Annotated in this window: 19 protein-coding genes and 1 riboswitch; of the genes, 10 read left to right on the top strand and 9 right to left on the bottom strand. The window is 58.6% G+C overall.

What is annotated here, in order from left to right:
- Nucleotides 1-414 precede the first annotated feature (414 nt).
- Nucleotides 415-616, top strand: a riboswitch (cobalamin riboswitch).
- Nucleotides 617-708: 92 nt separating this feature from the next.
- Nucleotides 709-3060, top strand: a complete 2352-nt coding sequence (gene metE / locus X771_RS136240) for a 5-methyltetrahydropteroyltriglutamate--homocysteine S-methyltransferase (protein WP_031203398.1) — start codon at nucleotides 709-711, stop codon at nucleotides 3058-3060.
- 437 nt (nucleotides 3061-3497) lie between these two features.
- Here metE and X771_RS136245 read toward each other — a convergent pair whose 3' ends face one another.
- The gene (locus X771_RS136245; RefSeq protein WP_023685632.1) at nucleotides 3498-4553 is read right to left on the bottom strand and encodes a cytochrome-c peroxidase; all 1056 of its coding nucleotides are present in this window, start codon (nucleotides 4551-4553) and stop codon (nucleotides 3498-3500) included.
- A gap of 939 nt (nucleotides 4554-5492) precedes the next feature.
- On the opposite strand from X771_RS136245, the gene X771_RS136250 reads away from it, so the two are divergent.
- A complete protein-coding gene (locus tag X771_RS136250; RefSeq protein WP_023690586.1) occupies nucleotides 5493-5846 on the top strand; it encodes a hypothetical protein in 354 nt (117 codons plus the stop codon).
- A gap of 136 nt (nucleotides 5847-5982) precedes the next feature.
- Here X771_RS136250 and X771_RS1000000168540 read toward each other — a convergent pair whose 3' ends face one another.
- Nucleotides 5983-6987 (bottom strand): glycosyltransferase family 10, encoded by a 1005-nt coding sequence (locus tag X771_RS1000000168540; RefSeq protein WP_155921702.1) that lies wholly within the window; start codon nucleotides 6985-6987, stop codon nucleotides 5983-5985.
- 1153 nt (nucleotides 6988-8140) lie between these two features.
- On the opposite strand from X771_RS1000000168540, the gene X771_RS136255 reads away from it, so the two are divergent.
- The gene (locus X771_RS136255; protein ID WP_023690583.1) at nucleotides 8141-8614 is read left to right on the top strand and encodes a MucR family transcriptional regulator; all 474 of its coding nucleotides are present in this window, start codon (nucleotides 8141-8143) and stop codon (nucleotides 8612-8614) included.
- A 221-nt stretch (nucleotides 8615-8835) separates the two neighbouring features.
- On the opposite strand, the gene X771_RS136260 is transcribed toward X771_RS136255, so the two are convergent.
- Nucleotides 8836-9048, bottom strand: coding sequence for a cold-shock protein (locus X771_RS136260; RefSeq protein WP_023671852.1), 213 nt, complete (start codon nucleotides 9046-9048; stop codon nucleotides 8836-8838).
- 367 nt (nucleotides 9049-9415) lie between these two features.
- Here X771_RS136260 and X771_RS136265 point away from each other — a divergent pair, with 367 nt between their 5' ends.
- From X771_RS136265 to X771_RS136270, 4 genes are all read left to right on the top strand, one after another.
- Nucleotides 9416-9643 (top strand): hypothetical protein, encoded by a 228-nt coding sequence (locus X771_RS136265; RefSeq protein ID WP_245262834.1) that lies wholly within the window; start codon nucleotides 9416-9418, stop codon nucleotides 9641-9643.
- A gap of 1109 nt (nucleotides 9644-10752) precedes the next feature.
- A complete protein-coding gene (locus X771_RS1000000169935; RefSeq protein WP_023690580.1) occupies nucleotides 10753-10884 on the top strand; it encodes an insulinase family protein in 132 nt (43 codons plus the stop codon).
- A gap of 137 nt (nucleotides 10885-11021) precedes the next feature.
- The gene (locus X771_RS1000000169930) at nucleotides 11022-11207 is read left to right on the top strand and encodes a hypothetical protein (RefSeq protein ID WP_023690579.1); all 186 of its coding nucleotides are present in this window, start codon (nucleotides 11022-11024) and stop codon (nucleotides 11205-11207) included.
- 340 nt (nucleotides 11208-11547) lie between these two features.
- Nucleotides 11548-13005 carry an NAD-dependent succinate-semialdehyde dehydrogenase gene (locus tag X771_RS136270; protein WP_198025869.1) on the top strand — a complete coding sequence of 486 codons (1458 nt, stop codon included), beginning with the start codon at nucleotides 11548-11550 and terminating at the stop codon, nucleotides 13003-13005.
- A 324-nt stretch (nucleotides 13006-13329) separates the two neighbouring features.
- Here the strand turns inward: X771_RS136270 and X771_RS136275 are convergent, their stop codons facing one another.
- The 5 genes from X771_RS136275 to X771_RS1000000168530 all read right to left on the bottom strand — a co-directional run bounded on the left by X771_RS136275 (nucleotide 13330) and on the right by X771_RS1000000168530 (nucleotide 19082).
- Nucleotides 13330-13539 carry a hypothetical protein gene (locus X771_RS136275; RefSeq protein WP_023690577.1) on the bottom strand — a complete coding sequence of 70 codons (210 nt, stop codon included), beginning with the start codon at nucleotides 13537-13539 and terminating at the stop codon, nucleotides 13330-13332.
- A gap of 229 nt (nucleotides 13540-13768) precedes the next feature.
- Nucleotides 13769-15772 carry a class I tRNA ligase family protein gene (locus X771_RS136280; RefSeq protein ID WP_023690576.1) on the bottom strand — a complete coding sequence of 668 codons (2004 nt, stop codon included), beginning with the start codon at nucleotides 15770-15772 and terminating at the stop codon, nucleotides 13769-13771.
- A gap of 325 nt (nucleotides 15773-16097) precedes the next feature.
- Nucleotides 16098-16877, bottom strand: coding sequence for a phytanoyl-CoA dioxygenase family protein (locus X771_RS136285; RefSeq protein ID WP_023690575.1), 780 nt, complete (start codon nucleotides 16875-16877; stop codon nucleotides 16098-16100).
- A gap of 492 nt (nucleotides 16878-17369) precedes the next feature.
- Nucleotides 17370-18674, bottom strand: coding sequence for a SidA/IucD/PvdA family monooxygenase (locus tag X771_RS136290; protein ID WP_023690574.1), 1305 nt, complete (start codon nucleotides 18672-18674; stop codon nucleotides 17370-17372).
- A 9-nt stretch (nucleotides 18675-18683) separates the two neighbouring features.
- A complete protein-coding gene (locus tag X771_RS1000000168530) occupies nucleotides 18684-19082 on the bottom strand; it encodes a hypothetical protein (RefSeq protein ID WP_156936061.1) in 399 nt (132 codons plus the stop codon).
- A 1116-nt stretch (nucleotides 19083-20198) separates the two neighbouring features.
- On the opposite strand from X771_RS1000000168530, the gene X771_RS1000000168525 reads away from it, so the two are divergent.
- On the top strand, nucleotides 20199-20600 hold the full coding sequence (locus tag X771_RS1000000168525; protein WP_245262833.1) for a hypothetical protein: 402 nt from the start codon (nucleotides 20199-20201) through the stop codon (nucleotides 20598-20600).
- A gap of 147 nt (nucleotides 20601-20747) precedes the next feature.
- Nucleotides 20748-21443, top strand: a complete 696-nt coding sequence (locus X771_RS136300) for an OmpW family protein (RefSeq protein ID WP_023690572.1) — start codon at nucleotides 20748-20750, stop codon at nucleotides 21441-21443.
- A 264-nt stretch (nucleotides 21444-21707) separates the two neighbouring features.
- Here X771_RS136300 and X771_RS136305 read toward each other — a convergent pair whose 3' ends face one another.
- Entirely contained in the window at nucleotides 21708-21926 is a 219-nt protein-coding gene (locus X771_RS136305) for a helix-turn-helix transcriptional regulator (protein WP_023690571.1), read from the bottom strand.
- A 122-nt stretch (nucleotides 21927-22048) separates the two neighbouring features.
- Here X771_RS136305 and X771_RS136310 point away from each other — a divergent pair, with 122 nt between their 5' ends.
- Entirely contained in the window at nucleotides 22049-22315 is a 267-nt protein-coding gene (locus X771_RS136310) for a DUF2285 domain-containing protein (RefSeq protein ID WP_023690570.1), read from the top strand.
- The last annotated feature ends 250 nt before the right edge of the window (nucleotides 22316-22565 follow it).

Raw genomic sequence — 22565 nt, 5'->3', positions numbered from 1 at the left:
TGACGTTGAACATCACCAGCCTGCCATGACCGCCCTCTCTCAGCGAATTTGCAGAACTCTCAGCACACTACCGTGTAAATTCGAAGGACTGACACAGCAATAGATGACTCGTGACGCCTACCGCACCGCGAAATCGGTTGGGGCTCATCCTGCACACTTTCCGCAGCCTCGGTGTTGGCTCGGCGCTCGCGGATCACCAGCGTCCTTTGAGCGGTAGCGCTTTTCAGGTTGAGGTTAAAGTCCTCCGTTGTTGTGGCTCCGCACGGCCTCCATTAGTTGGACAATGGGGGCAGCGGTGCAGCCGCGGCAAATGGGCGACTCACTGTTTCACAATGTTAGACAAGCGTAAAAGCGCGATGACATAACCACATAAACATTTCGTTATGCGCCCTTGACAAGAGAAGGGATTGCTGTGATTGTCTGGCGTGTCGTGGTTCTCGCGTGCGGCGCTGCCGCAGCGGAGCTAAGAGGGAAGCCGGTGCGATGCCGGCGCTGCCCCCGCAACTGTTAGCGGCGAGCCAACCCCACTCATGTCACTGAGGCGAATACCCTCGGGAAGACGGGAGAGGCTATGACCCCGCGAGCCTGGAGACCTGCCACGACGAATTACGTCCACGGGCGGGGTGTCTCGGTGGCCGCTGCAACCCGGGCGTGCCGGGCCTGCTAGCGCCTTCCTTGTCACCGACGCCCCAACCATCGGGGTATGACATGACTGTCTCTCAGCAAATTCCTGTAGCAACGCTCGGCGTGCCGCGCTTCGGTCGTCGGCGAGAACTGAAATTCGCCCTTGAAAGCTACTGGTCCGGAAAATCGTCCGCTGGCGACCTTCTTTGGACGTCGAAGGCACTCCGTGCCGCTAGCTGGGAGGAGCAGCGCGATCGCGGCGTGTCAAAAATCCCGTCGAACGACTTCTCGCTTTACGACCATGTGCTCGACACCGCAGCCACGGTCGGCGCCATTCCATCCCGGTACGGCTGGAATAGCGGCGAGGTCCCACTTGACATCTACTTCGCAATGGCGCGCGGCAACCAGGGTCACACGGAGGATTGTGGACACGCAGGTCACCAGGAGGCGGCTCATGGACCTGGTGTAACCGCGATGGAAATGACCAAGTGGTTTGACACCAACTACCACTACATTGTGCCGGAGCTCCATGATGATCAGACGTTCGCCCTCTCGTCAACGAAGCCGGTCGATTACTTCCTCGAGGCTAAAGCTCTCGGCATTCACACACGCCCAGTCATCCTTGGACCCATCACCTTCCTCAAGCTGGCGAAATCGCCTGCCGAAGGGTTCGGTCTCATCGCGCTCCTACCGCAGCTGCTGCCCGTTTACGAGCAGCTTCTGCAGAGGCTGAAGCTGTCGGGAGCCGACTGGGTGCAGATCGATGAGCCAGCGCTTGTCCTCGATCTGAACCCGAACGAACGAGCTGCGTTCGAATTCGCCTATGGCCAGCTGTCGAAAGCCGCGCCCGAGCTGAAGATCATGCTGGCTACGTATTTCGGGTCGCTGGGAGACAATCTCGAAACGGCGGTTTCTCTGCCCCTGGCCGGCCTGCATATTGATCTCGTGCGCGCTCCCGAGCAGCTGGAAACGGTGGCTCGGCTCGCTCCGAAGGATCTGGTGCTCTCGCTTGGCTTGATCGATGGCCGCAACGTCTGGCGTGCGAACCTGCCCGCCATTCTCGACCGCATCAAACCGATCGTCGCCGGCTGGCCCTTGGACCGCGTCGAGATCGCGCCTTCGTGCTCGATGCTGCATGTGCCGATTGATCTGCGCATGGAGACGGAACTCGAGGCCGACATCAGGTCGTGGCTCGCCTTCGCGGCCCAGAAGACCGACGAGCTGGTCTTGCTGGCCCGGGCCCTGTCCCAAGGCAGGGATGCGGTGGCAGGCGCGTTGAAAGCGTCTGCCGAGGCTGCCGCCACTCGCGTGACGTCCACGAAGATCCATGACCCGCTTGTTGAGGGGCGGATCGCCAGCATTGACCGTAGCATGAAGCGACGAGAGAGCGCTTTTGGCGAGCGCTCCAGAGTCCAGGCCGGCACGCTCGGGCTGCCGCCGTTCCCGACGACGACAATCGGGTCCTTCCCGCAGACGCCGCAGGTACGCCGCGCGCGGGCCGATCATGCGAAGGGCCAGCTCAGCTATGTCGACTACGAGATCTTCCTGAAGAAGGAGATCGAGTCGGCAATTCGTTGGCAGGAAGAGATCGGGCTGGACGTGCTGGTGCACGGTGAGTTCGAACGAAATGACATGGTTCAGCATTTCGGCGAGCAGCTGTCCGGCTTCGCCTTCACTCAGAATGCCTGGGTACAAAGCTATGGGTCGCGCTACGTGCGTCCCCCCATCATCTTCGGGGACGTATCGAGGCGCAATCCGATGACGGTGCGCTGGTGGCAATTCGCCCAGTCGCTTACGGAAAAGCCCGTGAAGGGAATGCTCACAGGCCCAGTCACCATTCTCAACTGGTCCTTTGTTCGAGACGACGTACCCCGCTCCGAAGCCTGCCGCCAGATCGCGCTCGCCATCCGCGACGAAGTGACGGATCTCGAAAGGTCCGGCGCAAGGATGATCCAGATCGATGAGGCCGCGTTTCGCGAAGGATTGCCACTGCGCCAATCTGACTGGAAAGCCTATCTCGACTGGGCTGTCGAATGCTTCCGGATCGCTTCAACGGGTGTAAAGGACGCGACCCAAATCCATACCCACATGTGCTATTCGGAGTTCAACGAGATCATCGACGCGATCGCTGGAATGGATGCGGATGTCATTTCGATTGAGACGTCGCGCTCGAAGATGGAACTGCTGGACGCCTTCACGAGCTCCAAATATCCGAACGAAATCGGTCCCGGCGTCTATGACATTCACTCACCACGTGTGCCGGAGGTCGGCGAGATTTCGGACCTAATCATGCTTGCCCGCGAGCGACTGTCCGACGGCCAACTGTGGGTAAACCCAGACTGTGGCCTCAAAACACGCAAATGGGAGGAGGTCCGCCCTGCCCTCATGAACTTGGTCGCTGCAGCACGCGCGCTCCGGCAGAAAGTGCAGGCGTGAGGCCTCTCTTCCTCACCGTGTGGGGAGTTGCCGGCTGGCGGATGTCGGCCGGGAATATGCCAAACCGATCACACTCTTGGAAATGAGCCACTCGGCGCAAATGTGCAATTTCCCTAGGCACGTGTCTTAATCCCGCAGAAATATAAATGTGGCACTACGCTATAACATCGGTTCCTTGGGGACATACAGGCCCCGCGCCTCGAACAAATCGGACTGGCGTCGTTTCTCAAAGTAGACTGCTTGGCGCGTTCGCTCAAGCAGCGACAATATATGGTGCTGCGTCTGTCCGCCCCCAGTTGATCGCGCAGACTACGGGCGAGGTGGCAGGGTTCGGGTATCGCTAGCGTCCCGCCAATTCGGAGATGGACGTCGCAATTCGTGTCGCCAAGTAAAAATCGCCAATCATTTTCGATTGCAAGTCCGCAGCCAGTTGGCCCTTATTTTCCTGAGATCTGCGTTACAGGCCGGGGCGTTGTCGCCGTTTCTGAGGGTAAGATGGGATAGGCGACGTCAGGTGCCTCTCCGGTCAGCGAGTTGAGGAAGGCAACAAGCAGGTCAACTTCTTCGTCCGCCAGTACTACGCCGAGCTGGGTGGTCCCCATAATGGCGACGGCCTGTTTCAGATCCCAAACCTTGCCCGAATGAAAGTATGGCGCGGTGAGTGCAACGTTGCGCAGCGGCGCCACGCGGAAGACATAGGAATCGTCGGCTGCATTGGTGACCTCAAATCGGCCCTTGTCTTTGTCCGGCAGGACTTCGGCGCTGGGCCGTTCCACGAGGCCGAATGGGTAATAGGCTTGCCCACCAACGTTGATGCCGGCATGGCAGGACGAGCAGCCTTTGTCCATGAAAAGCACCAGGCCCTGTTTCTGTTCGGAAGTCATGGCAACCTCATCACCATTCAGGAAGCTGTCGAACGGGGCAGGTGTGACCAGTGTCGCCTCGAAGGCTTCGATCGCCTTGGCGAAGTTGTCGAAGGTGACCCGATCGGCTTCAGCCGGAAAAGCTGCATCGAACCACTCGACATATTGCGGCATGGACTTGAGAGTGGCGATGAGTTGGCCCGGTGTATTGGCCATTTCGATCCCGGCTTGGACCGGTCCCTTCGCCTGAGCCTTCAGGTCTTCGGCACGACCATCCCAGAACTGGGCGATGTTGAAGACAGCGTTCAGTACAGTCGGCGCGTTGCGCTGTCCCTTCTGCCAACCATGGCCAATCGAGGTTTCGTGATTGTCGTCGCCGCCGGTGGCCAGGTTGTGGCATGAATTGCACGACAAGACGCCTGACGCCGAGACGCGTGGATCGAAGAACAGTGCCTTGCCGAGAGCGATCTTTTCCGGGGTGATCGGGTTGTTGGCGACTGTCGGCGTGGTGGATGGCAAAGCCGTGAAGGTGGCCAATGCCGTATCTCTGAGGTCGGTGGGGATCGAATCCGCAGCAAAGGCGGTGGGTGCCAGCAAGGTGACAGCCATCGTACTGAATAGGATTTTCATAATTGGTCTTCCTGCGTCGTCCACGCAGCCATTATGCGATCTGCGGCTCATGAACGCCCTGAGCTAGATCAGCTTGAGGGAGAGGACGGGGTCTCACACCTGTTTTCGCAGCTGAGCTGGGACCCTCTTGGAAGCGATCGCTCTTCTCGATTGGACTTCAGGGAGGAGGAGTATCCCTGGTTGGCAACCGGTTTTATGCATCAAAGCACGCCCTGAGGGCGGCTTCGTAGATTCGGTCACTGCGATCTTCCAGCCAAGGTTGAGAAAGTCACAGCATGCGCAAGACTGGCAATCTCTTGCACGAGGTGCGCTGCACGCCTTGCGAAAAGTGAGCTTCTGAACCGTCAGGGTTCATTCGTTGCGTGAATCGGCCTTATCGACACCCGCCGACTGCACATTGTGATGTCACCAGCGATGGCGGTTTCAATACCTAAGCAGCGACGGTCTATGTGACAGTATGGATGTCGTATCGGAATAGGCGTTCCGCCTTTGTGGACCGTCACACCGGCATATAGCTCCGCTTCCACGAACATCCCATCACGCGAGGAAAGACATGGCCAACACGCGCAGTATCGCCAATCTAGCCCTTTGTGTCGACGGCGCCGCGATCGAGCAGGTCCACCCGCTGTAACTGCCTCACCTTGATCCACAGATCCTAGGCGCTGACCAGTTTGTCGTCATCATTTGACGGGCGGGGGGCATTGGCCCATAAGCGAGCCAACGCAAACTGTGCGGTTGCCAATGCGTAATGAAGTGAATTGCAATGATCTTCGGTTTGCGAAACACGCACTTCCGACGCAGCTTGCGTTGACAGAGGCGCTTTTAGGCGCAATAGCACTTCCGCTGGCCTATTTTGTGGAGTTCAACTGTGGTTCGGCCAAGGGCGCGGGGCGCCGGACCGGCCCCTTGTAAACCTAATCAAAGAGAGAGAGACCCTGCATGGAAGAAATCTTACCGCGCATCGCCACTGGTGCCGGCATCGGCCCGGCTCTCGCAGAGAAGGCCGTTGGGTTAATGCTGGGGTTCCTGCGGAGCCACGCGGCCGACGGTCCCGGCGCGCGCATGATCGAGGCCATTCCGGGAGCTTCGGAATTAGTAGCGAAGTATCATGGCGACGACCCAGAGGGTGGCGGCCTTATGGGGCTCGGGCAGCAATTGATGGGTGAGGGTCTCAGCATGGCAAAGATCGCCGCCCTCGCCAACGAGACGATCGCCTGCGCCAAGGAACATGCCGGCGACGAACTCGTCGACGAGGTCCTCAATTCCGTTCCTGGCCTTCCCCAGTTCGTCTGATCAGCGGCAGCCGGGGCGCATGACCTTGTGCGCCCGTGCCGGCCCGTCTGCGCAGCAGGCATTCTCCGCCGAGCGTTCCGCACCGATCTCGCCAGACCACCAACCGCTGGGCACGCGAATCGCGCGTTGGAGTACTTCATTCGTCTATCGAAAAATCAACTTCAGGCGATTCGATGTGTATAATTTCTGGCGGTAAGGGTTTATCCTGAACGCTTTCGATGAAGCCCGCGAGATAAGCAAACGTATTGTATTTCTCGAGGACTAGCCGTTTCGCCTCTCTTATTGCGCCGCGACGTTCCTTCCAGAGGTCTGAGTTGATGATTTCTTGAATTTTTTGGATTACGTTCTTGTCCTCTGGGTCAATCAGAACCATAGAGTCCGAAGGGAAGAACCTCGTGATTGCCGGGCTGCCGTAATAGATCGGCATTGTTTCAGCGACGAAGCAGTCCATAAGCTTCTCTGTAAAATAGTAATCAGCACGAGTATTCTCGAACGCTATACTGTAACGATATGGTGCGAGCGCGTTCCATTTATCTCCAATCAGCCGAAAACCTCGGCCGAACAGGTCAAAATCGAGCTCCTTTCTTAGCCGTTCCAGAAACGCCAGCCGATACCGATGTCCTTTAAGCAGGGCGATGTTACTGGTAATCCATGAGAGCCGAAGTGGCTTATCCATGACTTCGCTGACCAGAAGTTGGTCATATGTCTTGTTTACAGACCAAGACCGAGTGATCGGTGGAGACAAAACGAATCGGCGAGCTGCATTCTGCCGAGCAACCAGCTCTGCGTCAGACGTCAGGACGATAGTATTTTTCCCCTGCCCTTCATGAAATGCACGATGAGCTTTCGTCGGCGGTTCGCCGATTGCAAAAATTGTCCTGTTTGGGCTCGCCTCGATATCAACAGGGAGCCCAAAAAGAGAAGCAGAGTTAAAGACAATATGCCAATCGGGCACGAAGGATGTCGTGCGTACAAAAGCGACATTGTTCCAGATTCCACTGCCCTTTGGAGTGAGCTGGTGGATTGCATCATCCAAAACGCCCCAAGAATCTAGACATGTAGCAACAATGGGCGCCGGGCGTTCCGTCAACAATTTGGCCGACAAAGCAGTTCCACTCCCTTCACTCGTGAAGGTACTCAATCGCCATTCAGGATTGCGGTAACATCGGGCAGCATAAACCTTCCGAGACCTGCTGTCGAGGCAATTGTCGCTTTGCACTTGACCAGGTTCTTCCTCGCTTCGTGTGGTGATTAGGCCGGCTGAGTGGCAGCATGCGTGCCTAAGGAGTTCGCAGCCGGCGCTGCCTAATGGTACGTTTGATCGTCTTCAGGCGGTTGATCAGCCCTTCCGCTTCGCCGTTCTCCACGGCAGTTCAATGGCATCGCGAACGGAGTCACGGCGTAGGACCAGACCGAAACGCGTGATGGCAATGAGCCGGGTGACGCCAAGTCGATCGAAGTGCCGAGCTTGCCCAACTCACAGGCCCCGCAAAATGCCGCGGAAGGGCATGGCAAACCTGCGCATAGTGGCAAACTCATGTCATCCCTGCTTCAGGACGTCGACCTTTCTGGCCTGGTTGATCGTCAGCACATCCGGAGGCTTCATGCAGAGGGCCTCGGCGACTACCGGCGAGATCACACGGCCGGTCGCGGCATTCTGTATGAGGACGCGTCGCTGGCTGGTTGATGCGTATGATTGATGCAGGCGGCTCACTGTCCTTGCCCGGCCTCTCGGCGCGGCGCCAACTTGCGAGAAGCCGCTCCAGATTCGAGAAGCTGCCGGTCGCCGCGCTGTTTGATATCGTGGAACAGGTGTCATCCGCAGCCATTGCCGCCTCTCCAGGACCGGCTAAGAAACGCCTCGAAATACATTGATGTCCTAGGTTTATCAGCGGCGGTTCCCAGCCCCTTGCAAGAGCGGCTCACCGGCGATGAACTTACATCACTTTGGCCGTTGCCAATGAACGTTTGTTCCATCGTCCCTGACGCCCACCATCAAGCGACCACTATCGCTCGATTTCACAGTCCAAAGAAGCAAAGCGCGACAAAAACAGCGCGCTTAGCCTCGAGGCTACTAGCAACTTCGGCGCAAAGTTAGAGCGGAACGCGCCACGCACCTCGGCAGGGTCGCCAACAACGAGTGGCTCAGCGGTCACAACGCGAAATATGGCGCATCGATGTCGCTTCTGGACGAGCATTGGCAATAACGCAGTCAGAGACATTGTTGCTTTCAGCGGCAACCGGCCCTATGAAGCGACGCTTCGCTGACTATGTTTCACCGCCTGGAGAGTTTCATGACAGAAGAAGCCGGAAAAAACGTCGACACCCTCATTGAGCTTGCCGCCGACGTCGTGTCGGCCTACGTGTCCAACAATCCGATCCCGGTGGGGGATCTCCCTGCCCTCATCGGCCAAGTGCATGCGGCTCTGAGAGCGACGGCCGGAGGTATCCCTGCACAAGAGCCGGTTGCCCTTACGCCCGCAGTCCCGATCAGGAAGTCGGTGACACCGGACTACATCATCTCCCTTGAAGACGGGAAGAAATTCAAATCTTTAAAGCGCCATCTGTCGACCCACTATGGGCTGACGCCGGGTGAATATCGGGCCAAATGGGGCCTGCCGGTGGATTATCCCATGGTAGCGCCGAACTACGCCGCGAAGCGTTCGTCACTGGCGAAATCGATGGGGCTCGGCCGCAAACCGAAAGCGCCGAAAGAGCCGGAAGCGCCGGTGCCGACGAAGCGAACTCGCAAGAAGGTCGCGGCTTGATTGCGGCAATTGAAATCCCTTCTGCAGCGTTGCAGCCGTCGGCTTAATCGTCGCATAAAAAAGGCGGGGCCAACCCCGCCTTCCTTTCCAACAACTTGTTTCATGAGGAATTCGCGACCCATGCAGCAATCTGCTGCCCTCACTTTTGCTCGTCCCTATCGAGCGGCCGTGAGCACTTCCGGGCCTACACGCCCACTCTTGCGACTTCGCAGGAGAAAATTTCAACCAGCTTTGCTCAGGCTGCCAGCGGAGGACTTGCCAGTGCGGCGATCCTGCTCGATTTCATAGTTGATCTTCTGGCCGTCAGCGAGGGTCGAGAGGCCCGCGCGTTCGACAGCGGAAATGTGGACGAAAACATCCGGCCCGCCATTGTCGGGCTGGATAAATCCAAACCCCTTGGTGCTGTTGAACCACTTTACCGTTCCAGTCGTCATATACTTGTTCCTTCTTCTACAATGCAACGTGGGCAGGCCATTAGGCCTGTCCGAGTCATAGCCGAGAGTTGGGCGCAGCAAAAAGCGAAAAATTGTTAAGCCCCAATCAGCTGGCGCACTCCATTGTTGGCGTAGCCGCCAGCAAGCACTGTCCACACTACCGCTCGACCAGGCCGGAAGCGCTCGATCTTCCAACGCTCCTCAGCGCCCAGGTCTATGGCTCGTGCTTTGGCACGAGACGTAAGGCCGATTGCTGCTCGTGCCGTCAGGTCAAAGGCCGGGTAGTTCACGGAGCTGCCTTCGTGCATAACACCTTGGGAGCGCCTTAAGGAGTTTCGAGTTGGATTGTTTCAAGAGGGTCGAGGGGTTGATCGATGCGACCAGCGTGGAAGCGATCGATAGCGCGCGCGTTTTGCTGGACCAGTTCAAGGGCAAGTCAGAAACAATCGCCCAAGCGATTGACGACTTCCTGCTTGATTTCATGACCTTGCTGTTTGTGGTAGAAGCCACCCGCGAGCAGTTCCACAATCCGGCGAGGCGGTTAGCGCGCATCAGATTGAGCATGGTCAGGCTGTTACTCACGCGATGCTCTTGACCTAAGCGACCACTCCGCCAGGCATGCATTTGCAGCCGAGCGCACCAGGCGGTATTTTACGCACATGAAATCAATCGCGACCGCTAAATTCTGCTGTTTGGTGCCCAAGGGACGACGGCAAGCGCGGACAGCTTCCGTGCTGCTGTCCTGCAGCGGCAAATGTGCTGCATGCCCCCATCCAAGGCGAGCTCGAAGTTTGTTTCTTACGTTGACCAAGGTCCCCGCGAAAACACTCCCCTTCCCGCAGCAACTCACCAAGTTCAACGGCCTCGCGGCAGGCCATCACGCCAGAAGAGAGCAACGGCATCGTTTTTCCCGCCCAGTCCTACGACCTCCAGCGCCTCGCGAATGTCGCCACCCGCCGTTTTTTTTCAGGTCCGTCTTCGCGCGCGAGCTGGGTCCGCGCCCACTTAGCTACGCTGCTCACGCCTCTACCCTTCAGCACCGCCCGGTCTGACTGTCGAGGACATCGGTCCGCTGGAGCGACAACATTTCAATTCTGACCGTCGGTGCAGCGGCCTTCGAAGCGCATCCTGTCCCCATTCCCCAGCAGCGCGCCCAAGCGTCTTCCAATGAAGAAGGTATTCTCAGCCGTGCTCGCGTCGCCTTCAGCCCTGTTCGATGGCCCACAATGTCGGATGCACAACATGTCAGACTGACTTGTCCACATGCCTCGAATGTTTTCTGATCTGGCACGGTGCATGCGTGGTCGTCCGCAAGGCGTCGCGGATCAAGGAAAATACATCCAATGACCATCCCCCCAAGAACACCGCCGCCGGTCTCCTGGGCTCTTCCCAAGATGAGGCTCGAGTGAGCCTTGGCCGCATGATTCATCTGGCTCGGCCTGCCCGCCGATCCTCCCACGGGGATCGAAGACGCAGCCCGTTCAGCAAAATGAGGAACAAATCACTGCCTCGAAACTTGCCTTTCCAACCGGAGCCATCGATCGCCCCCTGGCTGCGCAAGGCATTCACTGCCACCGCCCTAGCCCTGGCGACGACCGCTCCCGCTCTGGCCGCCACTGACGGCGGCATGATTACGGATTTCCTGCTCGGCAATGGCATGGAAGGGTCGACATCCCCGATCACCGCGCGCCATTCATCACTCATATGGTCTGGTACAAGGTCGGCAGCGCCGACGAGCCACCCGGCAAATCCGGACTTGCCCATTTCCTCGAGCGTCTGATCTTTAGGGCGACGCCCAACCGCGCCGACAGCGAGTTCACCGAGCCGTCTAAGTGAGTGGCGGCTACAATATCCTCACCGCCTATGACTCGTTTGGGCGAGATGATGGGCTTCGAGGCCGATCGCATGTTCAACCTCATCCTCAACGAGGATGATATCAAGACCGAGCGAAAGGTGATCCTGGAGGAGCGCCGTTGGCGCAGAGAGACGAACCCGCAGGTCTGCTGGACGAGGAGGTCAACGCGACATTGCGGCCGAACCAGCCCTACCGCATTCCGGTCAACGGCTGGATACAGGAGATGGAGAAGCTGAACGGCACCGACGCATTCACGATCTACAACAAATATTGCCGACCGAACGACGCGGTGGCCGGCACGTAGAACCAGGCGCTGGCCGCGAAGACCTTTGGCAGGGTTGTGCGCGCGGGCCGGACCTGCCCGCGCGCAACCGCTGGTCGAGCCCGGCTAGTAGAACCGCGACTCATCTTCTAGCGAATTNGCGGGCCGGACCTGCCCGCGCGCAACCGCCGGTCGAGCCCGGCTAGTAGAACCGCGACTCATCTTCTAGCGAATTCAGGTATTCTCCCTTTCCAGTTGGCAACTGTGGTCTGCTAGCTGTCTGGCCGAGGTCCTATGAGGAGCTTGGACGTCCGGACCACACACCGAACCTGCTATATACGCCTGGCGTTGAGGAGGAAACCGATTGCCCCTGTGCCCGCCGATGATCCGTCACCTGAGATCCCCTGACCTGTTTGGACCCATCGATCGCCTGCCGGCACTTGGCACGCGGATGAGCGAGCGGACATTCGAGGTCCTCAACCCGTCGACCGGCGAAGTGCTGGCAGAACTACCTGACATGGGAGTCGAAGAGACATGCGCTGGAATCGAGAAGGCCTATGTCGCGCAGCCTGGATGGGCAGGGTTTACCGCCCGTGAGCGCAGCGATGTTCTATGGCGATGGCATGAGTTGATCATCGACCACACCGACGATCTCGCTGCAATTCTCACCGCGGAGATGGGCAAGCCGCTTGCCGAGGCCAAATCGGAGATATCGCATGCTGCGGCGTATCTGCAATGGTACGCCGAGGAGGCAAATCGCGTCTATGGCGAGACGATCTCCGCACCATCGACGGACCGCCGAATGCTGGTGATCAAGCAGCCCATCGGGGTGGTCGGCACGATAACCCCATGGAATTTCCCGGCCTCGATGGTGGCGCGCAAAATCTCGCCAGCCTTGGCGGCGGGCTGCACGATTGTCCTCAAGCCCGCTGAACAGACGCCGCTCGTGGCTGGAGCAATGTTCGCCCTCGCCCATCAGGCAGGCTTCCCCGAAGGCGTCGTCAACCTGATCTATGCGTCCGAAGGTGACGCGGTCGGCCGCGAACTTTGCACAAATCCCAAGGTCCGCAAGATCAGCTTCACCGGGTCTACTGAGATCGGGCGCTTACTTATGCGCCAGTGCTCGGACCAGATCAAAAAAGTCAGCCTAGAGCTTGGCGGCAATGCACCCTTCATCGTCTTCGATGATGCCGATATCGATGCCGCGGTTGACGGTGCGATCCAGGCGAAGTACCGCAATGCCGGCCAGACCTGCGTTTCAGCGAACCGCCTTTACGTCCAGTCGCGCGTTCACGACGAGTTCGTCGAGAAATTCGTTGAACGGGCTCGCCAACTTCAAGTTGGTGACGGTTTCGCGCTCGGAGTGGACATAGGACCCCTCATCGACAAGAAGGCTTTGGCCAAGATTGAATCCCATATTGCCGATGCCGTAGCTAAAGGCGGCGCAATTCGGTGCGGGGGCAAACGCATCGGCACGAATGGCACGTTTTTCCAACCAACGGTCCTGACCGGTGTCACCAGCGAGATGACCGTCGCGCGCGAAGAGACATTCGGGCCGCTCGCACCGATTATTCGCTTCAAAGATGCCGATCAGGTCGTGCGTGATGCCAATGAAACGATCTACGGCCTCGCGGCCTATTTTTATGCCTCTAACCTGAAGCGTGTCTGGCGTGTCGCCGAGGCCTTGGAATATGGAATGGTCGGGGTAAATACCGGCCGGATGTCTTCGGAAGCGGCGCCGTTCGGTGGGATAAAACAGTCCGGGATCGGGCGGGAGGGATCCCGCCATGGCCTCGAGGACTACCTCGAAATGAAATATCTCTGCATGGGCGGCATCTGAACATCGGCTTGAAGGGTTCACAGACGGGGTAACCTAGCGAGCGATCTCCAAATATGTGAATTGTAGGATCGATCGGGAACTGAGGGGCGGCTAGGTACCCGAGCAACACGCAATCCTGAGGAGCGCCTCTCGACGAGACAAGCGTCTGCATGTCGGCGAAGACGGCGCGCAATGTACGGAGGATACGCTTGCGATTTAGTGGCCCTCGCCGACTATCTACAGGCGACGGGCTGTCGTTGCGCGGGTATGGTTGGTAGCTTGTGCACCATAGCTTCGTGAACGCTGGTATTCGTGGGCAGAATTTGACCTGCCATATTCCGATTGTCAGTAGCTCAGTTGTTCTTCGGCCGACGGCCCCGCCGGTACAGGCTCGGACAGAACCGAAGATACCATCAGGCAGGCATTCGCATTGTTGATCGGCGCACGATCCAGGGCGCCAGTTTGACCAAGCGGGTCGAACCGCATGACAGCCTTTGCCGGCTGGAGGACGGAAATGCCGATGCCGAAGAGGATGGTCAGCGCAGTCGAGCCCACACAGCATTTGCGGCACGAACAGCAAGGGCTGGGAAGCGATCGGCCGGCCGGTCCTTCAAGGCGCAGGTCAGGTTGTCGACGACGCGTTGGTTCAGGTCCGCTAATCTGGTCTCTATCGTTTGATAGCGGCTTCGGTCGCCAGCGGCAGCGAGTCAAGATATTTGGCATATCGGCTTTGATTGCCTCGCATTTAGTCAAGATTGGGTAGCTCACTGATGCATCTTTGGGCTCATAGTGCTTCCTCCTCATTAAGATGAGGATTGCCGGATTTGGCGTAGAACACCAACACGGGTCCGAGATCAAAGCGCGTCCCGGGCGCAAGGCGCTGGACGGACCGGGGCCATGTTTCGATTGAGACGCCATCGATGCCTCGCGCCAGCGTTCTGGCGAATCGGGGCATCAGCGGAGCGAGTGTCGGTGCCAGGATCGCAGCGGCCGCTGTCTGAAGAGCTAGCGAAGTCCGATTGCGGGCGGGATAGAAACGTCGCGCCGCCGCATAGTTTCGCGCCCGACGGTACATCACGCAATCCCGCACGAATTCGCAGACCCGAGTGGCCGCGCGCCGCACCGAGAAGCCTTCGTCCGAATATGCCCGCTCCATCGCCGCGCGATAGATCTCTATTCGAGCAAAGAAGGCGCGGTCGACTGGGCTCCAGTCGCCTGCATCGGGTACACGGCCGGCAAAATCCTGCTTGATTTCCTGGTCCAACGCATCAAGCCAGTTCAGCCAAATCCCTTGGAAGACCTCCTTCTCGGTGCGGCGCAGCCCGTCCAGCGTGAAATCCGTCCGCTCCCCTTCCGGGCGTGTCAGGCCCAAATGGAGGCGCACGACGTCGACTGTCTTTGGGCTCAGAACGTCCTTGCCCCAGACCGCGTGGCGGCAGCTGGTTGAAAACTTCTTGCCGTCGAGCAGGTAGAACTCGTTGACGTGATAGTGGATGCGCGGCGTCCAGTGGGAGAAGACCTCGGCGTAAAGAGCGGGGTAGAGTAGCGCGTGGAAGAACGAATTGTCGAAGCCGAAGAAATGGACAATCTGCCAATCGCTGCCGGGCACCTCCGCCTTCCAGTCGCGACCCAGCGAGCGGCCGAGCGCCTGGATGTTGTAAAGAAAACCGAAGGCCATCTCCGGCCAGACCCAGATCACTTGCCCCGGGAACCCTTCGGCCGGCAGGCCCCAGTCCGAGGGGTGGGTAATGGGGACTGAAAATTCGCCGCGTTGGCGTAGGCGCGCGAAGAGATCCAAGATGCGTAGCGGAACGCCTGATGCCCTTAGATGCCGGTCGATATTGTCGTAGCAGCGGTCCAGGGCAAGTTCCGGACGGCGGAGGGAGCCGACCAGCGGCGCTTCGGCAGACTGCCGTGACCGCGCTGCACCCAGGTCGTGGCAAAGGTTTGGGGCGCCGCATTCCTCGCAGATGTTGCCGGCGGCGGAGCCGCCGCAATCGGGACAGAGGCCTCTAACATCCGGCTCATAAAGATATTGGCCTGTCACAGCATCGAAAAGCGCAGGGCTCTGGCGCAGATCTACCGCCGTGCTGCTCAGAAGAGTTCGGAAACACGCAGCTTGAAATTCGCGGTAACCGTCATCGCCCATTGTGGCTTGAAAGCTGTGGACGTCACAATCGAGAAGTGAAAGCGTGGCGCGAATCTCATCGGAGTAGTAGCGCGCCACGTTTGCAGGCGTCCATTGATCGGTAGCGGCGCGTGTCGCGACGTAGCTCTGGTAATCGTCGCTTCCGGTCAGGTGATACGCCTCGACTCCTTTCATGCGCAGGAAACGGGTATAGACGTCGGCGCCGAAATAGGGGCCAGAAAGATGCCCCAGATGCAGATCGCCATTTGGCGTTGGCGGCGCGGAGAAGACGAAGGTCGGCCCGCGTGGAGCCGTGGTCTTTGCAGCGGCATCAAGGGCGGCCTCGCCGTCTCGCCAGTAGACATCGACGAAATCCAGGTCTTTGTTCCCGTCATTGCGCAGCACATGCGCTTCAAAAGGATGGAACAGGACGACGTCGCCGGCCTCGATCGAGATTTCCCCAAGGTCGGTGGTGACCTTGCCCGCACCAGACAGGACCACGAAGGCCTCGATTTCGTCGTGTCGATGGGGCTCGGATGTGACCCCGGGTCCAACCTTTCCGAACGAAAACCCCGTGCGAGCGCTGCCCGTTCCAAGCGTGGCCGTGTCGATACCGAACGCTCGCGACAGCTCCGTTCGAGAAAAGGTGTATTTGCGCATGACAACGAACCTAAGCTGTTGAAGAGTGGGACGGACCTTCGGCTGCCAACGAACAGCCTCAAGTGCACTTCATGGAGAGAAACGGCAGTCCGACCCGTTGGCGGCCCGGCCAGGATAGTGCAGCTCTGGGCCGGGAGGCGGGCGACCAAAAGGGGGGCGCTAGTCGGGCTGTAGGCACACAGAAGACCGCCTGCGACCACCTCCACAATCCACGTGCCAAAGCGTCCGATGCTCCGCGAGCTCGCAAATCAGACCGCCATACCGTCCGCGCATTTTTTGAGCGGTCGATCAGTTTCGTGTGCATCCTCCGCCTGGCTGCGTGAGCTCAATCGCGATAGAAGATCCCATTTGGGGGCTTGAGATTGTCGAGATCGGCCACTTTGCCCTCGGGCGGGTTAAGGGCGCGCTTAAGCACGTTATATTCAGCGCGGGTCGGCCCACCGGTTGAGGCACGCTGGAACACCAAGTAGAGTGTCCGCCGAGAACGATTGCTTTTGTTCGGTCGTGAGTAGTGCGGTGCGTAATCGTCGAAGATGAAGATGTCGCCAGCCTTCCATACTACGGGTTCCCAGGAGAACGTTTCGGCGACTTGAGGATAGATCACCCCACCGGCATCCATGGGAAAGACCCCTTTTTTGTGGTTGCCGGGGCTGAAGAAAAGCCCGCCGTTTTCCGGGTCGGAGTCGTCGATGCCTATGGCAACCACGGCATGGACCATCCGGTCGGGAAGTTTGTGTGGAATGTGATAAATGTCCTGATGCGGGAGATAGCCGCCGCTGTCGGGGTAGTGGAAAATCAGCAACTCCTTGAGCCTGCGCGAATCTTCTCCAAGCAAATCATCGACTGCTGACTTTATGCGCTGATCTTCTAAGAGCAAACGAAGCAATGGATCATGGAAGTCGAGAAAATTCTCGATCTTGGATATGATCTTTCGATTGTCCGTCGTCTTCTCGAACCACATGAGCCATTTATCATCGCTGACATCCCAGCGTGACACATCTTCGACAAAATTAGAGATATCTTCCTGAGCCGCTGGCGCAAAGAAGCTTTCGAGCCTGACGTATCCGTCTTTCTGCCACTTGTCTCTTTGTGTATCAGTCAACATGCGAAAAGCCTCCTGTTGGAAAGACTGGTTGGTCGGACCCCAATTAGGGCAGTCGGTGGCTAGTTGCGGTCCACGGAGACGCCCACGCATGTGGGACGGCGATGCTAAGTGCGTTCCGCTCCGACGGATTTTGTCCGGTGAAGCTCGGCGCGAGACTGCCTATGTTAGGCTCAGCCGGGTCCAGGGCTTCGGTAAACTGGGCCGGATCAATCGGTTCACCCGGTCTAGCCGCTACAAGCATCGCTAAAGGCCGGCACCATCCGCTGACCGCCGACCCAGCCATGGCCGCCAAGACCACGGCGCTCTTTCGAGTGCGCGACCTGGTACGGCCTTGACAACGGTAGGGGAAATGCACGCCGCCAGAATAATGCGATGCGCCGCTTGGTCCAAGAACTTGTTCGGTCACGATGACTTCGGAGAAGCCTCCGGCCTTCGCAGCGGAGGCGGACATCATTCCCAGGATGCCACCGCCGATGATCAGAAGTTTACGAGTCATATCCCGCTGCCCATTTCTTCGGCTACGGAGGCGGGCCAGCTCTCGATCGACGTATGGCTGATGAAGCCAGGATGCTCGGGGTTCGCGCATGGCGCGCGCCCAAGAAGGCTATCGAGGATGCGGCGCGCGCGCCAGGCCAGCAGGCTTAGGTTCGGATCGGCCAGGCCGCGCTGCCCGAGGCTCGCGTTTTGTACGAAGATGCGCCTGTCACGCGGTCCGTCCCAGCTCACCGAAAAATCCTCGCGAATAGCTAATTCATTGTCGATATGCTCCAGCCGGTGCGCGATAGGTTCCAAGAAGTCTGGGATCGCGTTCTCGTAACCGGTGGCCAGCACGACGATATCAGCCCTGACTTCTTCGACCTCGACCATGCCGTGCTGCAGGGTCAGCCTGTGACCGGCGCCGGCGTTGATGCAGTTCGAGACGGTGCAGCCCGGCCGCAGTGTGATGTCGGATCGGTTTGGCTCGAAAAATGCGTGGCGGTAGAGCGCCTGATAGATCGCCCGCAACGTGCTTTCTGAAATGCCGTCCGAGGCAAGCACGAAACGCCGCAGGAGCAGCTTACGCTGCGACTCGCTCATGGCCGCGAAACGATCCGAAAAGCAGGGCATGAACAACTCGTTTGTGAACGGGCTGTTGTCCAGAGGCAGATAGTTTTCGCGCTGCGAGACCCAAGTGATCGAGGCAGGCCGCCGTTCTTTCGGCAGGCCGATAAGATGCAACATCACCTCGGCTCCCGATTGTCCTCCGCCGACCACGCAGACATGCTTTCTCCGCACCTCAGGGTGGATGTGCAGTAAAACAGATGAGTGGAACAGGTTGCGTCCAGTCCAGCCCTGGAACTGAGGCGGAATTTGCGCCTGCTTGCCAATGCCGACCACGATGTCTCTGGCGCCGAGAACCGCCTTATCCGTCCGCACCCGAAACTCGCCGTCAAAGCGGATTTCGCGTACTGTCTCACCGCCACGCACAAGTGGGTTCCTGTGGAAGACCCAGTTCAGGTATTGTTCGAACTCCACTCTGAGCACGGCATCGAACTGTGCGTTCAGGAAGTGATACAGACGCCCGTTCTCGTGCAGGAAGTTTACGAAAGTGTAGGCTGATCGCGGATTCACTAGAGTGACCAGGTCCTTGAAGTGGCTGACCTGGAGCTCCGAGGAATCGAATGCACTGCCTGGATGCCAGCGGAAGTCGACCTGCCGATCCAGGAACACCGCTCCTTGCCCAACTTGCTCGTGTAGCTGACACGCAAGGCTCAAATTGGACGGGCCAGCACCGATCCCAACGCAAGATAACTCCACTGCTTCCTCCTATAGAGTCTTCCCACTGGACGGCTTGTTCGCGGCGAATATCGGCCACAGCCATTGGGCCCCCTCGCGGACGTTCGGAGCACCGGTCCCGACCGGGTTTGCGAGAATTTGTCCAGCGCGTTCGCGTCGTCGAATGTAGACCGGAGCATTCCAGCGCGGTGAAATCGAGGGGTCAGGCCGGCGACGTGGGGCAACGACGTATGTCTTTCCGTTCGTCTGGATGCCCGCGTCGCCGCCACGCGAGACGCTTTGCAGGCTCATTAAGGTGTTTGAAGCCGGCCCAATCGCCGGCCCGACCATGACGCGCCGGCCTTTCGGCGGCTTGATGGCAGGCGAGAGCGCGGTGTTCACTACGGCGACGTTCACTACGGCGACGGCATTTTCGGTGCGCATGATCATGGACGACGTCTCGCTGATGCGTTCGCAGAGTCCCATGCATGGGCCGTGCCAGAGAAGGAATCTTTATTAAACAACGGGTTGGCGGATTTACGATCCTGTCCGACATCCGACATTGAGGGGGACGCTTCAGGGCGGCGCCCGATTTGCACTTCGGATAAAATAGTTTTCCGAATAGCTAATCGGGCACCCTCTGCATCAGAATACTTCTATCTTGTGGGGACCAGCACAGTCTTCATGAACGGACAGTGCAGAACCCTGCGTCTCTGTCGGACAGATCACGATATGCCGTGATCGAGCTCAGCAGTTGCAAGAGCTGCCAGATCCTTCGCCCTATCGTGCCGTTGCACTGGCTCGATCCCGACATCCTCGGAGGCCGCGATCACGAAGAGTGACGCAAACTCATGTCCGCCGCGAGGCCTCTCTCATGGGAAGCAATTCTCTTTCTTGGTGAAGGATCGATGCTCATGCTCAGATGGTCGCGGATGGGCGGATGCCCGTCCTAAGCGCATCAATGAATCTCTGTACAGATAGCCGGAACAGAATTGGTTATTCTGCCGGTCCAAAGCACGACGCCATTCCATCCCTGCGGCTCAATCCAGGCGGAGGGATGAGGCAGCAGTTTTTTGCGCGCCTACCGGTCGGCCAGGAATGGGAGCCCTCGTAAACGCAGGCATTCGATGATCGCTGCCGCGGAGCTCCTCAGGCCGTGCCGTGCCCGACACCGGCAACGTCGTGGTCGTCAATCGTCCCGTCGCCGATGTCGATCCGAAGCTCGGCCAGTTCGCGGTGAGCTTCACTGCTATTCCGCAGTGCCCACGAGCTCGCACAGGAGATTCTACCAGGGCGGTCACGGCTGCACTCGTTGTCGGGTCTGCGACAAAGTCGACATGAGGCACACGGCAGTCAGAGCCATGTCATTGTTGTGAAATGGTTTTCTCGTTTGGCACGACACGTGCAAGACTATCCGCAAACGCGCTGCGGCAAGGACTGAGGAGAAATCATATCATGATCGAGCCCGCCGAACATGCAGTCGCAGCTGCGAAAACCGGGCCTTTCCGAGCCGACAGGACGTTGCGGTTATTTTCCAGTCGACACCATACTTCACGATATCCGGACATGACCGTATTCGATTTCCAACCAACGCTGAATGCCCCGCACGATGATCCCTATCTTTGGCTCGAAGATGTGGAAGGAGAACAGACAATTGCCTGGGCCGCCAGCCAGGCCAGGACCCTGGGGCAGTTCCGTGGAACACAGTTCAATCGTGACCAAGACGCGCTGACAGCGATCTTCGACCGTCCCGACAAGATTCCCGTGTTCATGCGGCGCGGTCAGTACCTCTACAATTCTGGCAAGACGGCCAGAAATCCGCCCTCGCTGTGGGGCCGGGACCACCATTGCCGCCTACGCAGATCCTGCTCGCCACCACGAGGCGAGCCGAACGCGCCCACCCAGGCCACGCGCGTAAGATGGTCGCAAAGCTGCAGGCCTCTGGTTATCCCGCTTACTTCTAAGTGAGTACAGGTGGATGATTGCGAGCACGGCGCAAATGTGTGTGCGCGGTCCCACGCACACTGCGCATGAGCGCTCCGCCAATATCACGCAATTCGAGCAAGACTTTTCGTAGTTCAATGCATTATTTCTGAAGAGCAAGGAGACAATATCATGGCGAGAAACAAAATGCGGGCCGCGCGGGGAGTAACAGCGGCCGTTGTCCTCATCGTGATGGGACAGCAGGCCATTGCGGCGGACCTTGCGCAAGCTGCTACCGTCCCGAAGGCAGGAGCCTTTGTCACGGAAGCGCCAAGCCCTTGGCAGATCCGGCTGCGTGGGTTGGGGGTCATCCCTGAGGATTCGGGTCACGTCAATGCGGTGCCCGGCTCTGGTCTTTCCTATTCGGACACGTTGACGCCGGAACTCGATATCTCCTATTTCTTCACGGACAACATCGCCGCCGAGCTTATCCTCGGCACCACCTACGCCAACATCGAGGGCCAAGGAGCGATCGGCGCGCTGGGCAATATCGGCAAGGTCTGGCTGCTGCCGCCCACGCTCACATTGCAGTATCATTTTACCGATTTCGGCGCGTTCAAGCCCTATGTCGGCGCCGGCGTGAACTACACGATCTTCTATGACCAGGATGCCGGCAGCGCCGATGCTCTCAATGTTGAGAACACCTTCGGCACGGCGCTGCAGGTCGGATTCGACTACATGGTGGATCAGCACTGGGGTGTTAACTTCGACGTGAAGAAGCTGTTCCTCAAGCCAGACTTCGAGGTCACCGTCGACGGCGCGAGGCAGACGGGGAAGGCGGAGCTTGATCCCTGGCTGATAGGCGCAGGTGTCACCTACCGCTTCTGATGCGCGACGCAAAGGTGCGACAGCCGATCTGAGATGAAAGGGCGCCTCAGGCGCCCTTTCCACGCCGACTTCATCCAGCGCATAACAGCCGATTGTCGGGAGACTTGAAGAAGCCGTTATTCGGAGTCGGCGTCACCGATAGGCTGCCCGGGCCAGGGGCGCGAAGCCGAACGGGACAAGATGGCTGGGCCTGCGAAGAAGACCGGCGCGGTTCCGCGATGTCACGCACGCGGGCCCGTAGCAATTACTTGAAAGTCGGGTGGGTCAGGTCTGTTTGTCGGGCCGAACCAGATCCGTGTGGCTGACGCCGAGAGCCAATGCCAGTTCATAGATCGTGATGATCGTCGGATTTCTTCGGCCTTTCTCTAAGCCGCTGATGTACTGCTGGCTGAACCCGGAAATCTCGGCAAGCTGCTCCTGCGTCAGACGCTTCCTTAGCCTGATGCTCTGCACATTACGTCCGACTAACCTGCGCATATCCATGCACGACAGCCAGCGGATTAGGCAGCTTGAGTTTATCAACTATAATATGTAATCCACATTGAGCGTCTAAATCCCCTGGCGGAGGGCTTCGCGGAGGCCGTTTTCCGGAGGTATAACCAGCGATGTTACAGCCTAAGTCGAACACGCCAATTGCCGACGAAGTGCACTGCTCGGACAGCCTCACGGCCTACGATAAATCGCATTTCACGACTTATATGCGGCTCCTAGACGCCTCCGCCGATGATGCGAGCGAAGAAGAGATGGCCCACGTCATCCTCGGCATCGATCCAGCACGCGAACCGGAGCGCGCCAGGAAGGCTCTTCGTAGCCATCTCGACCGTGCGAACTGGATGGTCACTACTGGCTACAAGGAATTGTTCCCCGGCTGAACAATTACACCGTGTGCTCCATGTCCTGGATGGCGCGGCGAACGCCTCCACGCAGAGTCGGCAGGATGCTCACCGGCCGGCCTGAACCTCGCTCGCCGATCAGGGTTTCGGCATTTCCCGGGTTGTGTGCGTCAAGTTCTGCAAAATGGGGCGGCCATGATGCTGGTCATGCGGCTTGGCGCAGAGCGAGCTTCTTGTGCTCGCGCAGGTCGTCCATGTTGATGTATCGGTTGGCCTCCATCCAGTTTTC

This window comes from Mesorhizobium sp. LSJC269B00 (assembly GCF_000502815.1).
Classification (GTDB): Bacteria; Pseudomonadota; Alphaproteobacteria; order Rhizobiales; family Rhizobiaceae; genus Mesorhizobium.
This window is presented reverse-complemented; position numbering and strand designations above follow the sequence as displayed.

Bases quoted from the DNA above. Each gene is read 5' to 3' on its own strand.
- X771_RS136255 (WP_023690583.1), top strand. From the start codon at position 8,141: ATGACAGAAGAAGCCGGAAAAAACGTCGACACCCTCATTGAGCTTGCC.
- X771_RS1000000168530 (WP_156936061.1), bottom strand. From the start codon at position 19,082: ATGATCATGCGCACCGAAAATGCCGTCGCCGTAGTGAACGTCGCCGTA.
- X771_RS1000000168525 (WP_245262833.1), top strand. From the start codon at position 20,199: ATGACCGTATTCGATTTCCAACCAACGCTGAATGCCCCGCACGATGAT.
- X771_RS136305 (WP_023690571.1), bottom strand. From the start codon at position 21,926: ATGGATATGCGCAGGTTAGTCGGACGTAATGTGCAGAGCATCAGGCTA.
- X771_RS136285 (WP_023690575.1), bottom strand. From the start codon at position 16,877: ATGTTGACTGATACACAAAGAGACAAGTGGCAGAAAGACGGATACGTC.
- X771_RS136260 (WP_023671852.1), bottom strand. From the start codon at position 9,048: ATGACGACTGGAACGGTAAAGTGGTTCAACAGCACCAAGGGGTTTGGA.
- X771_RS136250 (WP_023690586.1), top strand. From the start codon at position 5,493: ATGGAAGAAATCTTACCGCGCATCGCCACTGGTGCCGGCATCGGCCCG.
- X771_RS136300 (WP_023690572.1), top strand. From the start codon at position 20,748: ATGGCGAGAAACAAAATGCGGGCCGCGCGGGGAGTAACAGCGGCCGTT.
- X771_RS136245 (WP_023685632.1), bottom strand. From the start codon at position 4,553: ATGAAAATCCTATTCAGTACGATGGCTGTCACCTTGCTGGCACCCACC.
- X771_RS1000000169935 (WP_023690580.1), top strand. From the start codon at position 10,753: ATGGTCTGGTACAAGGTCGGCAGCGCCGACGAGCCACCCGGCAAATCC.
- X771_RS136270 (WP_198025869.1), top strand. From the start codon at position 11,548: ATGATCCGTCACCTGAGATCCCCTGACCTGTTTGGACCCATCGATCGC.
- X771_RS136310 (WP_023690570.1), top strand. From the start codon at position 22,049: ATGTTACAGCCTAAGTCGAACACGCCAATTGCCGACGAAGTGCACTGC.
- metE (WP_031203398.1), top strand. From the start codon at position 709: ATGACTGTCTCTCAGCAAATTCCTGTAGCAACGCTCGGCGTGCCGCGC.
- X771_RS136280 (WP_023690576.1), bottom strand. From the start codon at position 15,772: ATGCGCAAATACACCTTTTCTCGAACGGAGCTGTCGCGAGCGTTCGGT.